Origin of the sequence: Bradyrhizobium sp. CCGUVB1N3 (genome assembly GCF_024199925.1) — a bacterium.
Taxonomy (GTDB): Bacteria; Pseudomonadota; Alphaproteobacteria; order Rhizobiales; family Xanthobacteraceae; genus Bradyrhizobium.
Genome location: NZ_JANADR010000001.1, coordinates 9,823,104 through 9,836,449 on the forward strand (window position 1 = coordinate 9,823,104; position 13,346 = coordinate 9,836,449).

A 13,346-nucleotide genomic window follows, 5' to 3' on the forward strand; every position below is an offset into this window, starting at 1 on the left:
CTCGAGAGGCATCCTGCGCGTCGCTGGCATTAGCGCCACATGCCCCGCATCCTGGCTCCGATATCGATCTTCGGCCCCTGCGCCGCGGTCCGCGCCGTGCCGGCTTGCGCCTTCGGCCAGGTCGTCCGCTCGAACAGCGGCACGAGCGATTCCGGAATGAAGCGCGTGCGCGAGGCGTAGACGTGGCGATCGCCTGAGGCGGCCTGGCCGTGGGTGAAGAAACGCTGCGGCACGACCAAATGCAAGTCGTCCTTGGCGCGGGTCATCGCGACGTAGAGCAGGCGGCGCTCCTCCTCCAGCTCAGCGCTCGTGCCGGCGCCGAGATCGGACGGCATGCAGCCGTCGACAACGTTGAGCAGGAACACCGACTTCCACTCCTGGCCCTTGGCGGAGTGGATGGTGGACAGGATCAGATAGTCCTCGTCGAGCAGGGGAACGCCGGCCTGGTCGGACGTCGCATCCGGCGGATCGAGCGTAAGCTCGGTGAGGAATTTTTCGCGCGAGACATAGCCGCTCGCGATCTGCTCGAGCTGCACGAGATCGGCGCGGCGCGTCTCGGCGTCTTCATGGATGCGGTCGAGATGCGGCCCGTACCAGAGGCGTGCGCGCTCGAGGTCGGCCGGCCATTCGGAATAGCTCAGGTTTTCGACCGTGCGGATGAAGCCGGTCCAGTCGTCGCCGGTGCGCGGCGGCGCGGGAAGCTTGCAGAGCGCGGCAAGCGGCGAGGGGCTCTCCGCCATGTGGTCGAGCACGCGCTGCGCGGTTGCAGGTCCGACCCCTGGCAACAGATGCAGGATGCGAAAGCCCGCGACGCGGTCGCGCGGGTTCTCGATGAAGCGCAGCAGCGCCAGCATGTCCTTGACGTGGGCAGCGTCGAGGAATTTCAGCCCGCCGAACTTGACGAAGGGGATGTTGCGGCGGGTCAATTCGATTTCCAGCGGGCCGGAGTGCGAGGAGGTGCGGAACAGCACTGCCTGATGCTTGAGCAGCGAGCCCTGCTCGCGATTGGCCAGGATCTGCTCGACGATGTAGCGCGCCTGCTCGGCCTCGTCGCGCACCGCGACGAGCTGCGGCTTGTGCGAGGAGGTACGGTCGGTCCAGAGGTTCTTGGTGAAGCGCTCGCGTGCAAGGCCGATCACGCCATTGGCGGCCGCCAGCACGGCTTGCGTCGAGCGGTAGTTGCGGTCGAGCGTGATGATCTCGGCCCGCGGCGAAAAGCTTTGCGGGAATTCGAGGATGTTGCGCACGGTGGCGGCGCGGAAGGAGTAGATCGACTGCGCATCGTCGCCGACCACGGTGAGGCCGCGGCCTTCCGGCTTCAGCGCCAGCAGGATGGTGGATTGCAGGCGGTTGGTGTCCTGATATTCGTCGACCAGCACGTGATCGAAGCGGCCGCCGATCTCCTCGGCGATGCCTGCATCGCTCATCATCTGCGCCCAGTAGAGCAGGAGGTCGTCATAGTCGAGCACGTGCTGCGCCTGCTTGGCCTCGACATAGGCCGCAAACAGCCGCTTCAGCTCGGAAGCCCAGCCCGCGCACCAGGGATAATGCTGGCCGAGCACCTTCTCGATTTCCATCTCGGCATTGACGCAGCGGGAGTAGATCGACAGGCAGGTGCCCTTGGCAGGAAAGCGGTTTTCGGTCCGCGACAATCCGCAGTCATGCCGCACGAGGTTCATCAGGTCTGCGGAATCCTCGCGGTCGTGGATGGTGAAGGCGGGATCGACGCCGATCCGCTCGGCATATTCGCGCAGGAGCCGCGCGCCGATGCCGTGGAAGGTCCCGGCCCAGCTCAAGGCGTCGCGCATGATCGCGGCGTTGTTCTCGCCCAGCACCTTTCTGGCGATGCGTTCCACACGGGCCGCCATCTCGGCGGCCGCGCGGCGCGAAAACGTCATCAGCAGGATCCGGCGCGGGTCGGCGCCCGCGACGATCAGATGCGCGACCCTATGGGCGAGCGTGTTGGTCTTGCCGGAGCCGGCTCCGGCAATGACGAGGAGGGGGCCGCCGACAGTGCTGCCATCAGCCACGCCATGCTCGACGGCGCGGCGCTGCTCGGCATTCAGCGTGTTCAGATATGTTGCAGCCGCCACGAATCGCCTCGGTGAATGCCGCAGATTCCGCGATCCGGCCGCGATCCGCAATGCGGCTGGACGGGGCGCGCTTTAGGATTTAGGGGACAGGACGGGGCTTAAGGTTCCAGCCCCGAGAGGGGTGCGCAGATGACCGACGTCACGACCGACCTCAGGAACGACCAGTTCGAGATGCGTCGGCTGGAATCACTGAGCAACACCATTTTCGGCGTGGCGATGACGCTGCTCGCCAACGACCTGCCCAAGGCCGGCGAGTTCAAGGCGATGCCGACCTGGCACGATCTCGGCCAGCTCTATTCCGGCCGTCTGGGCGGCCTGATCCTCAGCTTCATCATCGCGGGCGTGTTCTGGATCAGCCATCACCGCCGGCTTGCGCGCCAGCCGGAGGCCGGCCGCGATGTCGTGCTGCTCAATCTCGTCTTCCTGCTGTCGATCATCCTGCTGCCGGTGACCAACGGGCTCTACTCCAATTACGCCATGAGCAGCGCGGTCGCCGTGATCTACGGGCTGCACCTGACCGCCATCGCCGGGTTCAATGCCTGGCTGTGGTGGCTGGTGCTGGGCGGCTGGCGTCATGAATTCGTCGCGGCGCTGTTTCCGATGCTGGTGTTCCTGCCGGGCACGGCTGTGGCGACGGTCGCGCCACAATACGCGTCCTTTGTGTGGTTCCTGGCCTTTGGTGCGCTCCTGATCCGCCGGCTCGCCAGCACGCCGCCGGCCGGCGATGCCTAGGTCGCGGTGTGCTGGCTCAAGTCTCCGTCGCTGTCGCGCCAAACCCATCGGCCGGCAGGAAGAGCTTGATGGGGCGGATTTCGTAGACCGCGCCCGGATTGGCCTTGCGCAGCTCCCGCGCGGCGGCGATTGCGCCTGCCTCGTCCGAAAACTCCATGATGTAGAAGCCGAGGAGCTGCTCCTTGGTTTCGGCAAAGGGCCCGTCGAGCACCACGCCCGTGCCGGGCCCGCGCAGCGTACGCGCTTTCCTGGTCTCGTCGAGCCGGGCCGCCGGCCCGAAATGTCCCTTGGCTTTCAAGGGGGCTTGGACCGCGCGAAGCCCCGTCATGACGGCGGCGTCCTCGTCCTTCGTCCAGGACATGACTTCGCGTTCCACGTGATAGGCCAGGATGGCGTAGAGCATCGTCACCTCGCTTGTCTTGTCGCTTGTCTTGCGCCTTCGTCGGTTCAAGGACGTATGACGTCCGCCGAATCCGACAATCGCCGATCAGGAAATATTGCGTGATCGACAACGAAACCGTCCTGAAACCCGATTGTCCGGCCTCGCCTTGAACGAAGGTTCCCGCGATCGCGACTGATGGCGACGAAGAACACGACAGGCAGCAGCGGCGGAGGCGGCAATGTCAGCTCGGACCATCAAGATCATCAGCGATGCGCGGCGCGCGGCGCCGTCAGAACCGGCCGATCTTCACGACGATGCCGGCCACCATCGCTACTACGGCAGCTCGATCCTGAACGGCGGCGAGCCGATCGTCGAGAGCCGACGGGGAAAACGGCCGCGCAACGTCTGCGGTTTCTAGCTGATTGCGGCAGCCGCCGTGCACGAACGGTATCGCGTGCTTTGAGTGTCCTCGGCGGTCAGGACTCGCTCAGCACCTGCTTGACGAGCTGCTCGCGCAATCTGGCGAGCTCGCCGCTTGCGGTCATCTCCTCGATCACCTTTCCGACCTTCGGCACGAGGTCGCGGTGGCGTTCGTGCAGATAGTGATAGATGTCGATACGCGCGAGCGGCGGCGACAGCGGATAAACCCGTGCCTGCAGATTGAGCTTGCGCACGGCGACGAGGCCGCTGAACAGATCGGTGACGATCACGTCGAAGCGGTCGGCGTCCAGCATCTGGATCAGGCTCTCCAAGTTCGTGGTCGCGGTGACGCGGCCAAATCCACGCGTGCCGTTCTCCGAGGAGCCGACGCCGCGCACGATGCCGACGCTGAAGTCCTTGATCGAATCCCAGCCGGCGACGTCAAAATGAAGCTTGGTCGCGAAGACCGCTGGCTCGATGTAGTTGATCGCGGGCGTGACGCGGACCAGCGTCGGGTAGTCGTTGGACAGCGTGCCAATGCGCTGGATCTCGCCATCGAGCTCGCCTGCGCTCGAGAGCGCGAGCGCCCGCTTGCCGGGAACGTCCTCGAATTCGAGCTTGATGTTCAGACGCGCATAGACCACGCGCAACATCTCGCCGCCGACATACTGGTCGGGGATGTTGGCGATCCGCGCCAGCCGGATGACCGACTGTGCCTGCGACGGCTGGACGAACAGCAGCAGCAGCGCGCCTACAAGACCTATTCGCCACATGACGCGTCTCCCGTTCGCCCTTGCTACCGCTGGATTTAAGGAATCGATACCATCTACCGCGGATGGTGATTCGAATCACGGCGGCCATCGGCCACTCGGAACACGGGGCGACTCCGCGCTTTCAGCGATGTCATTTTAGCACGCATGGTGCTAGTTTGCGCAGGCCTCCTGCGGTTGGGCGCAAAAATTGACCCCCACAGACGATGAATCGTCCAGGATATGGCAGGGAGGCTGCGCGAGCGGGTCTGCTCTTCCAGGGGAGGCCGAACTTGTCGAACCGCGAAAGGCCGCGGCGGGTCGACGCAGGATTGCCGCCATCTCGGGGGAGTGGTGCATGGGCAACACAGGTGAACAAGATCCCAATCGCGGCCGCGCGATCGCGCCGGCGGCTGCGAATGAGGATCTGCCGCGAATCGGGGTCCCGATCGGTGCCCCGCTGCCGCGCGTCTTCTCCTGGTTTCGCAGCGGCATCGGCCTGCGCTTGCTCGGCGCCGTGCTCCTGTTCTCCTCGATCGTGACGCTGACCCTGACTGCGCTTCAGCTCTATCTGGATTACGACCGCGAGGTCGGCGTCATCGAGACGCGGCTCAACGAGATCGGCCGCAGTTATCTCGGCAGTCTCGGCGAAAGCCTGTGGAGTCTCGACAGGAATCAGCTCGAGCTGCAGCTCAATGGTATCCTTCGTCTGCCGGACATTCAGGCGGTCGAGATTCGCGAATTCGCCGATCGTCCAAAGCCGCTTCGCGTGGCGGTCGGCGACAGCGGCGGCCGCTCGGTGGTGGCCCGCGACTACCCCATCGACTACGTCACGCAAGGCGAGAAGCACAGGATCGGCACGCTGCGTGTCGAGGCGACGCTGACCGACGTCTACAGGCAATTGCTGAACCGAGCCCTGATCATCCTGGCGAGCCAGGCGGCCAAGACGTTCCTCGTCTCGCTCTTCATCATCTACATGTTCCATCTGTTGGTGACCCGGCATCTCGTCGCCATCGCCGAGTTCGTCAGCAAATACACGCTGGCGCGGCCGCAGCCGCCATTGCACCTGGAGCGCGGACCGTCGCAGGAGATCGACGAGCTCGACAAGGTGATCGACGCATTCAACGCCATGAGCGCGAGCCTGCAGCGCGCGTATGGCGATCTGCGGCTCGCCAATACCAATCTCGAGCGCGATCTCCAGGTCCGGCGCGGCGCCGAGGCCGATGCGCGGCGCAGCGAGCAGCGCTTCCGCGACTATGCTGAAACCGCGTCCGACTGGTTCTGGGAGACCGGGCCGGATCACGTGTTCACCTACATCTCGGATCGCGCCGGCGCCTTCGGGATGCTGCGCGATCGCGTGGTCGGCAGGCGGCGTCCCGACGGTGCAATCGATCTGGAGACCGAGCCGCAGAAATGGCGCGACCACATGGCAGCGCTGGATCGCCACGAGCCGTTCCGCAAGTTCGAGTATCGCGGCCGCGATGCCGCTGGACGCATCAGGCATTTCAGCGTCAACGGCCGGCCGGTGTTCGACGCCGACGGCCGCTTCCTGGGGTATCGCGGCTCGACCACCGACCTCACCGGACAGCACGAGACCGAGGAGCGGCTGCGGCAGTCCCAGAAGATGGATGCGATCGGTCAGCTCACCGGCGGCGTCGCGCACGATTTCAACAACGTGCTGACGGTCATCACCGGGACTATCGAGATCCTGCAGGAGGGCCTTGCGGACAAGCCGCAGCTTGCTGCGATCGCGCAGCTCATCGACGATGCCGCGACGCGCGGCGCCGAGATCACCTCGCAGCTTCTGACTTTCGCGCGGCGCCAGCCGCTCGACCCGCGAGAGATCGACGTCAACGGCCTCGTGGTCGAGACCGCGCGGATGCTCAAGCCGATCCTCGGCGAGCACATCGAGATCGACGCCGAGCTCACCGACGATGCGTGGTTCGCGATGGCCGATCCGTCACAGCTTTCCTCGGCGATCGTAAATCTCGCCGTCAACGCGCGCGACGCCATGCCGGGCGGCGGCAAGCTGACGCTTCAGACCGCCAATCGCATACTCGATGGCGCGGGCGAATCCGGCGATCGCGAGATGGAGCCGGGCGAGTTCGTGATGATCGCGGTCGCCGATACCGGCCATGGCATCCCCGCCGACATCCGCGACCGCGTGTTCGAGCCGTTCTTCACCACCAAGGGTGTCGGCCGCGGCACCGGGCTCGGGCTCAGCATGGTCTACGGCTTTGCCAAGCAGACCGGCGGCACGGTCGCGATCGAGAGCGAGGAAGGTCGCGGCACGGTAATGAGGCTGTTCCTGCCGCGCTCGATCGGCCGGATGGCGAGCCAGGCTGGGCCGGTGGCCGCGCCCAGCCTGGCGCGCGGGCACGAGACGATCCTGGTGGTCGAGGACGATCCGCTGGTGCAGGGCTATGTGATCGCCCAGCTCGGCAGTCTCGGTTATCGGACGGTGGTTGCCAGCGATGGCGCGGCTGCGCTCGCGCTGGTGGGGCAGGGCGTCAAGTTCGATCTCCTGTTCACCGACATCATCATGCCCGGCGGCATGAACGGACGGGAATTGGCGGAAGCGATCCGCGAGCGCCGTCCGGATGCGAGGGTGCTCTACACGTCGGGCTATACTGACGACGCCATCGTGCATGAGGGCCATCTCGATCCCGGCGTGTCGCTGCTGAGAAAACCGTACCGGAAGTCCGAGCTGTCGCAAAAGATTCGCGAAGTGCTGACCGGCAGCCTGCCGTATTGATCCTGCGGGTGGGGCAGAAGCCAGCATGTGCCCAAAAAAGAAAAGGCGCGGCGGGGACAACCCCGTCGCGCCCGATCTGTTGTCTCGCTGGTCCAGGGCTGAGAGCGCCCCGTTGCCAGGCTTCACGTCAAAGCCTAGCGGGCGATCCCAGCGAGGTGACAGCGCTTGAGATAAGACACTGGATCACCTCCTTTCGTTGGTTTCGGGAGACTCAATATAGGTCGAGATCGCGCTGAAGGTAAGGGGCGGAATTGTTGCCGCTGGCCAGGAATAAATCTCCACCTCCGATGATCTCGTCGTGCGCGCTCAATCGTCGCCGTCAATCTGTACGCCGATGACGGCGGCAATTTCGGTTGCGAGGAGATCGAATTCATCGCGCCCGCGGTCGAAGCCGGCCAGCGCGAGGGCATCGCCGCCGAGATGGCCGGTCGCCGCGGCAGGGAGCTGCGGGCCGCGGCGTCCTGACACGGCGGCGCGCGACGGAACAGTGTTCGCAACGCCCAAAAGGCGCGGTCTGGACGGTTGAGGAGCCCGGCGAGCCGTGTTAGGGGATGCCTAGATGCGGGTGTAGCTCAATGGTAGAGCAGCAGCCTTCCAAGCTGAATACGAGGGTTCGATTCCCTTCACCCGCTCCAATGATTTCAGGCACTTGACGCGCGATCAGCCGTCCATTCGGACAAGCGGGCTGATGCTCATTCGGACAAATGGCCGTCTTTTGTTCGAGCTGCGCGGCGCTTCTTCGCGCCGTTGACGATCTGTCGCGTGGTGCGCTTGGTGTACTTCGGCAGCACCTTGACAGTCGTGTGGCGGCCCTGTGCCAGCATCTCGCGGTCGGTCAGTTCGGCGTCACCGCCCTCTGTGAAGCCGCCGTGCCGGAATGATGTGAACGACAACTGGTCGCGCAAGTTCGCCGCACGGATAACCTCCTTTACCTTTCGGCTGAGATGAGTGAAATCCGGCTGATCCGGCTTGGGCCACGTGGGCCAAGGTACGCGATTGCCCCAATCACGACAGAGCATCAAGCCGCCGATGCGGTCGCGCTTAATGGCATCAAGCTCCGCCATCAGCTCGGGATAGAGCGGCGCGCCTGCATCGTCGAGCAGAGGTATCCAGCCTTCCTGCTTCGTTTTTTCGTCCACCACGCGCACCATGTTCGGACGCTCTTTCGGGCGATAGTGCGAAACGTCGAACGTCGCGAAGATGTCAGTCTCCCGCTGCAACCATTCCCAGCCAATCAGCGCGGCGGTGGCGAGCGAGGGCAAGCCAAGCGCGACGGCCTTGGCGCGGAATGCCAACAGCTCTTCATACGTCGCGGTCGGCGTCTCGCGATTGGATGACCGCAGACCCATTTGTGCGAATGGATTAACTAATGGCAGCTTGCCGGGATGGCGACGCGCAACAACGTTCCAAGCGCGGCGACAGGATTTCATCGCATGATTGACGGTGGTACGGCGCTCGCGTTCGATCAGGTTGCCCTTGGCGTCAGTGATCTTGAGGATCAGCAGCTTCTCATAGAGATCATCGGTCAACGCAGTGTCGATGGCGGACAGCCGCTTCTCGCCCAGCCGCTTGCCGTCCTTCAAAATGTAGCCGCCGACTAGCTTGAAGCCAACTTCGTGATTGCGCTTGGATTTCGGACCGAGCTTTGTGTACCTGCGATCCGAGCGATACTCGGCGAACAGCCAGTCAAGTGTATCCACGGCGGCCAACGGTGGCGCGACGGCGACCTTGCCAGTCCGCCACGCATCGAAGGCGGGCAAGAGAATTGTTTCGGCCCGTGACACCGCAGCATTGTAGTCCGTGCCGAGCGGCCCATTCTCAATGGTGCAGCCTGCCTTGCGCGCCCAAGACGGCACGTGAAAGAAATAGCCCCAGCCACCACTTTTGAGCGGCTTGCGCTCGACGTAGCGGGGCAGGGGCAGGGCAGAACGAGGCGGTTTCACAGGAGCCTCCGCAAATCCTCAGAAGTTTCTTCGGTGATGTGCGTCGTCGCGGACTTGCCAAACGTCAACGTTACGCTGCCGTCTGCATTGACGGTCGCGCTGTTCACTGCAACTCCGGCGTGGCTCGCCTGCCGCATCGCGCGCGCGAGGGTCATGCGAGGCTTGCGCATGCGCTTCTGTTTGGGCGGGAAAGTTTCGATGTCCCAACGCTCACGGTCGTCGCCGGGGACAAATCCCCCCTTGCTGAACTCGATGAACGCCTGCCAGGCGTCGTCACGGCCAACCATGGTGATGCCTTTCACACTTAATATAGTGTCGGCTTGTCTCGACGTACATGTCGAAAGCCGGTAATTGCTGCGGCCTCGCCGACCTTGACCCCCAAAGGAAACATCGACACAGCGGGGAGGTTGGCTTTCCGTTGTTGGGCTGACCGCTTCGCCCTCATTTTATGCTGTGCCGAAGCTCAATAACCTTTCGTGGAGCGCACGACGGCGACTGTCGGCGTCGTTGTGCCTGTGATCTGCGCAATTTCGTTCTGGAGCGAGGCGATGGCCGCGCGCATCTCCTCGCCGCTGGTGTAGGTGATCGAACGGCCGTCGTACTCTAGCGAGCGCGTGCCGGAACGGTACGCGCTCTTCAGCGTGTCGAGTTGCGCCTGCAACGCCGCAACGTCGGCCATGTTACTGGCCCGCGTTGGTGACGAGGCCGCGCCATTCCACGGCACCACAGCCGTAGTCGAGGCGCACCTTGGTCTGCACGCCGTCAACCTCGAAGCCCGCGCGGCTCTCCGTCTGCGGACCCGGCGCACCCGCCAGATAGGCGAATTCGATGCACGGCAGCAGCGCCGGATCGGCGGCGAGATACCAGCGATGGGTATCGGCCAAGCGCGGCTCGACGATCAAATCGAGGAACGCGAACGGGTTGACGTTGGCGGTCTGTGTGGCCTGCACGGACGTGATCAGCTTCTCGGCGCTGGTCTCCAGCGCGCTCGGCACGATCAGGTAGCGGGGCACAACGCTGATGCCGCCGCCGCCGGGACCGGTCTGATTGCGCATCAACAGGCGCGCTTCCGACAACGTCGTCTCGCTCGGCACGCCGCCGGTGCCGACGTTGCCATGGCTCGCGTGGAACAGCGTCGCACCGTCGCTCATCGCCGGACCGAGGCCCGCGTTCTGGACGATCAGGCCCACGAGCTTTTGCCGCTCGAATTCGGCCGCAGCGAGGCCGAGGCGCTGGGTGATGTCGCCGAGGCCACCCAAGTCGTCATTGACCAATGCTTTGCGCGTGATGGCAAAAATCTTGCCATAGGTCGCGACGCTATAGCTCTCGGCGCTGTCGATGAAAGCCCCATAGGGATACTCGGCGCTCTCATTGATGAGGTCCAGCGTGAAGCCGGAATGGTCGATCAGAATGCGGCTCTTGGCGCGGAAGTCGTTGGCTTCCGTCTGACGGGCGATGCGGCGGATGCCGCTCGGCGCGATCTGGTAGGCTTCGCGCAGCGACTTGTTCATGAGGTTGGCAAGCAGCGCCGGATAATCCGAGGTCGTCTGCAACGCGCGGGTGATCACCGTCGGCGGAGCCATGCCGAGCGACGAGATGCCAGCGCGATGCAGACATTCGCGGGCCATGTCGGCACAGCTCATGCCGACGTATTGGCGAGCCTGCGGCATCGGCGTGAAGTTCGGCGCGATGCGCGTGTACATGGCGTCGGCGGCGGCGCGCTGGAAAACTTCAGGGTTATCGAGCGTCATAACGTTGTACATATTGGCTGTTCCTGCGCTGCGAACGGTGACTGACCGATCCAGCATGTCATTGAGAAAAGCGCGGCGCGCATCGTCGATGCTCGCGCCGCATTCGATCAGGGTATTGACGCGGTCCGTCGCAACACCGGCACGGCGGGCGAGTTCACGGATGGCGCGGTCATCGTTGGCCGCGCGAGTGCGCGCCGTGGGATCGGCGGGCACGGCGACAAAGCTCGCCTCGCGCACCGACCAGCGGACGGCGGTCATGGTGCGCACACCGTTGGCGTCTTTACTGGCGCGCCACTCGCCGACTTCATAGCCGACAGACAGATTGCGGATGATGCCGTTGCGGATGTCGGTCACGACCGGCGCGATCTCCGGACGCGACGAGAAGCGCAAGCGCGCAACCACTTCGCTGCCGTCGATCCAAACGTCGTCAATCGTGCCGAGCACGTTGTCGATGCCAGCCTGCTGGTGGCTGTCGAGCACCGACGCGCCACGGGTGACGCCGAGGTCCAAGCCTGCCGGATCGAGGATTTCCATGAAATCACCACGCGCATCACGACGCCGAACCGGCGTGGTCGATGCGATGACGGCTTCGATGGTCATGGCCTCGGCGTCAAAGGTGCGCGGACGCGGGATCGCGTCGCGGCGGGTCAGGTCAACCGCGCTTTCGCGCAGCAGCAGTGCAGTAGAACTACGCATTCTCATTCTCCGTTTCGTTTTGGCTGGCGATATCGCCAGCGCTTGCCGACAGATCGTCGGCGGCAAAGGGATCGTTCTCGATTTCGGCATCAACGTCGGCGGGATCGCGCCCGCCCTCGCTGATGATCTCTTGGCGCGAGCGCAGCTTGGCCGCGACCGCGAGCGTGTCGGCTTTCGCTTTCTTCAGTTCGTCGATGGCGGGCCAGCCGGGGAACAGGAAGGACGCGCCGTAGCGCTCGGGGTTGGTCTCATAGTCGGGTGCGCGCATGCGACCGCTCAGCACTTCGAGCAGCACCAGCCGGTCCCAGATCGGGTTCAGGAGCTGGGCCACGATATGGTTCTGCTGAATGGCCTTGATACGACGCTGGAACGTCGCCAAGCCGAGCTTGCCAGCGGAAAAGTTGATCGCGCCGAAGTCGCCCGTTGCCATGAACGCGGGCACGCCAGCGCCCGCGCAGACCAAGCGCTCGATATGAGACAAGACTTCCGCGACCGTGTTCATTTCGGAGGTCGGCGGAAAGCTGACATCAGCGCCGGGCGGCAGACGCAGGGTCGCGCCGGGTTCGAGGTAGAGCGATGCCGGATCAGTGGTCTGATCAAACGGAAAATTGCCCTCGGGGTCGCGGACCACCATTCCGACAAGGCAAGTGGTGCGCAACTTCACGACCGCCGCGTCGATGCAGTTGTCGAGTTCGAGCGCAAGCGGCGCAACCGCCGTAAACGGCGACATACCGCGCGGCGCGCCGGGAAAGCGCGGCTCGAACACATGGCAGATGTCGAGCGCCGAAATGCGGGTGGAAGGCTCGACGCTGGCCCACGGTGCATCGGGCGGCGTGGGAAGAACCCAGAAGCCAACTCGGTGGCCGGTGCCGTCGAATTCGACACCGGCCACGATCATGGGCGTATCGCCGGTCATGCCGAGCGACGGAACGGTCTTGGAATGATCGACCTGATCGGCCGTCAACAGACGCAGCTTCAGCCGCATGGTGGCCGGATCGGTGACAAGCTGAGTGAAGCTCTCACCATCGACATAGAAGCCGCGAGCGACACGAGACAGATAGCCGCCGAGCGACATGCCGCCTTCGACGCTGCAATCCTGGAAGAACGCATTCCAGACACGCTGCAAGTGCGCGTTGGTCTCAGGATCGGGATGCATCGCGCGCACGGTGGGACCGTCGCCGACAATCGCGTTCACACCGTGCAAGATGATGCTGCTGACGAGCGCGTTGTTCTCGGCCTGATGGGCGATCTTGCGCGACGCCAGCCGACCGGCGGCGAGCTGCTGGGTGACCGGAGACGGCAGCATGTACTGCGTCGGCCAGCGGCCGGAGCCGCCGGTCACATCATAGCCGGAGAAAGCGCGGGTAAAGGCGCGAAAGGCGTTGCGAGCGCGGGTGATGATATTGGTCATTTGCGATCAATCGAGATGTTGAGGGCCTTGAGCACGTGATCAATGACGGCCGTCAGATCGATCACGATCATGACGCCGCCTGCCTTGCTCAACATGCTGCGGAAATCTTCGTGTTCGAGGAAGTAGATGTCCGGCTTCTCGTTGCCGTCTTTCGCGTCCCAACGAAAGCCAAGCACGCTGCTGACGGTTTCGCCGCTCAGGAGCGCAAAGATTTGCAAGCGCACAAAATCGTCGTTGGCGGCCATGATCGCGCCTTTGGCGCTGATACCGGCGTCGGTGAGCAACTTGACCGCGCGCGCCACGCAGGCGTCGGCCAAGGAAAGGCGCTTCTCCACCTTGGTGCGCGTCACGGTGTCCGCAAACAGGTTGAGGCGATTGCGCCACGCGTCGAGTGTCGGGCGCGGGCAACCGACC

Annotated in this window: 13 protein-coding genes and 1 tRNA gene; 4 read left to right on the top strand and 10 right to left on the bottom strand. The window is 64.2% G+C overall.

Features of this window, described 5'->3' with window-relative positions; all coding sequences use genetic code 11:
• Positions 1–29 precede the first annotated feature (29 nt).
• Positions 30–2,093 (bottom strand): ATP-dependent helicase, encoded by a 2,064-nt coding sequence (locus NLM33_RS46430; RefSeq protein ID WP_254105557.1) that lies wholly within the window; start codon positions 2,091–2,093, stop codon positions 30–32.
• A 129-nt stretch (positions 2,094–2,222) separates the two neighbouring features.
• Between NLM33_RS46430 and NLM33_RS46435 the strand changes: the two genes are divergently transcribed.
• Positions 2,223–2,825 carry a TMEM175 family protein gene (locus NLM33_RS46435; RefSeq protein WP_254105558.1) on the top strand — a complete coding sequence of 201 codons (603 nt, stop codon included), beginning with the start codon at positions 2,223–2,225 and terminating at the stop codon, positions 2,823–2,825.
• 16 nt (positions 2,826–2,841) lie between these two features.
• Here the strand turns inward: NLM33_RS46435 and NLM33_RS46440 are convergent, their stop codons facing one another.
• The gene (locus tag NLM33_RS46440) at positions 2,842–3,228 is read right to left on the bottom strand and encodes a YciI family protein (RefSeq protein WP_254105559.1); all 387 of its coding nucleotides are present in this window, start codon (positions 3,226–3,228) and stop codon (positions 2,842–2,844) included.
• A gap of 217 nt (positions 3,229–3,445) precedes the next feature.
• Between NLM33_RS46440 and NLM33_RS46445 the strand changes: the two genes are divergently transcribed.
• Positions 3,446–3,625: a hypothetical protein gene (locus NLM33_RS46445; RefSeq protein WP_254105560.1), complete on the top strand. Its 180-nt coding sequence runs from the start codon at positions 3,446–3,448 to the stop codon at positions 3,623–3,625.
• Between the two features lie 58 nt (positions 3,626–3,683).
• Here the strand turns inward: NLM33_RS46445 and NLM33_RS46450 are convergent, their stop codons facing one another.
• Positions 3,684–4,400, bottom strand: coding sequence for an ABC transporter substrate-binding protein (locus NLM33_RS46450; RefSeq protein WP_254105561.1), 717 nt, complete (start codon positions 4,398–4,400; stop codon positions 3,684–3,686).
• A 334-nt stretch (positions 4,401–4,734) separates the two neighbouring features.
• Here NLM33_RS46450 and NLM33_RS46455 point away from each other — a divergent pair, with 334 nt between their 5' ends.
• Positions 4,735–7,131 carry an ATP-binding protein gene (locus NLM33_RS46455; RefSeq protein ID WP_254105562.1) on the top strand — a complete coding sequence of 799 codons (2,397 nt, stop codon included), beginning with the start codon at positions 4,735–4,737 and terminating at the stop codon, positions 7,129–7,131.
• A gap of 306 nt (positions 7,132–7,437) precedes the next feature.
• Here NLM33_RS46455 and NLM33_RS46460 read toward each other — a convergent pair whose 3' ends face one another.
• The gene (locus tag NLM33_RS46460; protein ID WP_254105563.1) at positions 7,438–7,599 is read right to left on the bottom strand and encodes a hypothetical protein; all 162 of its coding nucleotides are present in this window, start codon (positions 7,597–7,599) and stop codon (positions 7,438–7,440) included.
• A gap of 93 nt (positions 7,600–7,692) precedes the next feature.
• On the opposite strand from NLM33_RS46460, the gene NLM33_RS46465 reads away from it, so the two are divergent.
• Positions 7,693–7,766 (top strand) — tRNA-Gly (locus NLM33_RS46465).
• A gap of 57 nt (positions 7,767–7,823) precedes the next feature.
• Here NLM33_RS46465 and NLM33_RS46470 read toward each other — a convergent pair.
• The 6 genes from NLM33_RS46470 to NLM33_RS46495 all read right to left on the bottom strand — a co-directional run bounded on the left by NLM33_RS46470 (position 7,824) and on the right by NLM33_RS46495 (position 13,282).
• A complete protein-coding gene (locus NLM33_RS46470; RefSeq protein WP_254105564.1) occupies positions 7,824–8,714 on the bottom strand; it encodes a hypothetical protein in 891 nt (296 codons plus the stop codon).
• A 356-nt stretch (positions 8,715–9,070) separates the two neighbouring features.
• The gene (locus NLM33_RS46475) at positions 9,071–9,376 is read right to left on the bottom strand and encodes a hypothetical protein (RefSeq protein WP_254105565.1); all 306 of its coding nucleotides are present in this window, start codon (positions 9,374–9,376) and stop codon (positions 9,071–9,073) included.
• A 161-nt stretch (positions 9,377–9,537) separates the two neighbouring features.
• Positions 9,538–9,753 carry a phage head-tail joining protein gene (locus NLM33_RS46480; protein ID WP_254105566.1) on the bottom strand — a complete coding sequence of 72 codons (216 nt, stop codon included), beginning with the start codon at positions 9,751–9,753 and terminating at the stop codon, positions 9,538–9,540.
• A 1-nt stretch (position 9,754) separates the two neighbouring features.
• On the bottom strand, positions 9,755–11,521 hold the full coding sequence (locus NLM33_RS46485) for an HK97 family phage prohead protease (protein ID WP_254105567.1): 1,767 nt from the start codon (positions 11,519–11,521) through the stop codon (positions 9,755–9,757).
• Positions 11,514–12,932 (bottom strand): phage portal protein, encoded by a 1,419-nt coding sequence (locus NLM33_RS46490; protein ID WP_371930095.1) that lies wholly within the window; start codon positions 12,930–12,932, stop codon positions 11,514–11,516. The genes NLM33_RS46485 and NLM33_RS46490 overlap by 8 nt, the downstream gene beginning before the upstream one ends.
• Positions 12,929–13,282, bottom strand: a complete 354-nt coding sequence (locus tag NLM33_RS46495) for a hypothetical protein (RefSeq protein WP_254105568.1) — start codon at positions 13,280–13,282, stop codon at positions 12,929–12,931. The genes NLM33_RS46490 and NLM33_RS46495 overlap by 4 nt, the downstream gene beginning before the upstream one ends.
• Positions 13,283–13,346 lie beyond the last annotated feature (64 nt).

Coding starts and splice junctions, on each gene's coding strand:
- NLM33_RS46450 (WP_254105561.1), bottom strand. CDS start 4,400: ATGTGGCGAATAGGTCTTGTAGGCGCGCTGCTGCTGCTGTTCGTCCAG.
- NLM33_RS46485 (WP_254105567.1), bottom strand. CDS start 11,521: ATGCGTAGTTCTACTGCACTGCTGCTGCGCGAAAGCGCGGTTGACCTG.
- NLM33_RS46455 (WP_254105562.1), top strand. CDS start 4,735: ATGGGCAACACAGGTGAACAAGATCCCAATCGCGGCCGCGCGATCGCG.
- NLM33_RS46435 (WP_254105558.1), top strand. CDS start 2,223: ATGACCGACGTCACGACCGACCTCAGGAACGACCAGTTCGAGATGCGT.
- NLM33_RS46440 (WP_254105559.1), bottom strand. CDS start 3,228: ATGCTCTACGCCATCCTGGCCTATCACGTGGAACGCGAAGTCATGTCC.
- NLM33_RS46480 (WP_254105566.1), bottom strand. CDS start 9,753: ATGGCCGACGTTGCGGCGTTGCAGGCGCAACTCGACACGCTGAAGAGC.
- NLM33_RS46445 (WP_254105560.1), top strand. CDS start 3,446: ATGTCAGCTCGGACCATCAAGATCATCAGCGATGCGCGGCGCGCGGCG.
- NLM33_RS46490 (WP_371930095.1), bottom strand. CDS start 12,932: ATGACCAATATCATCACCCGCGCTCGCAACGCCTTTCGCGCCTTTACC.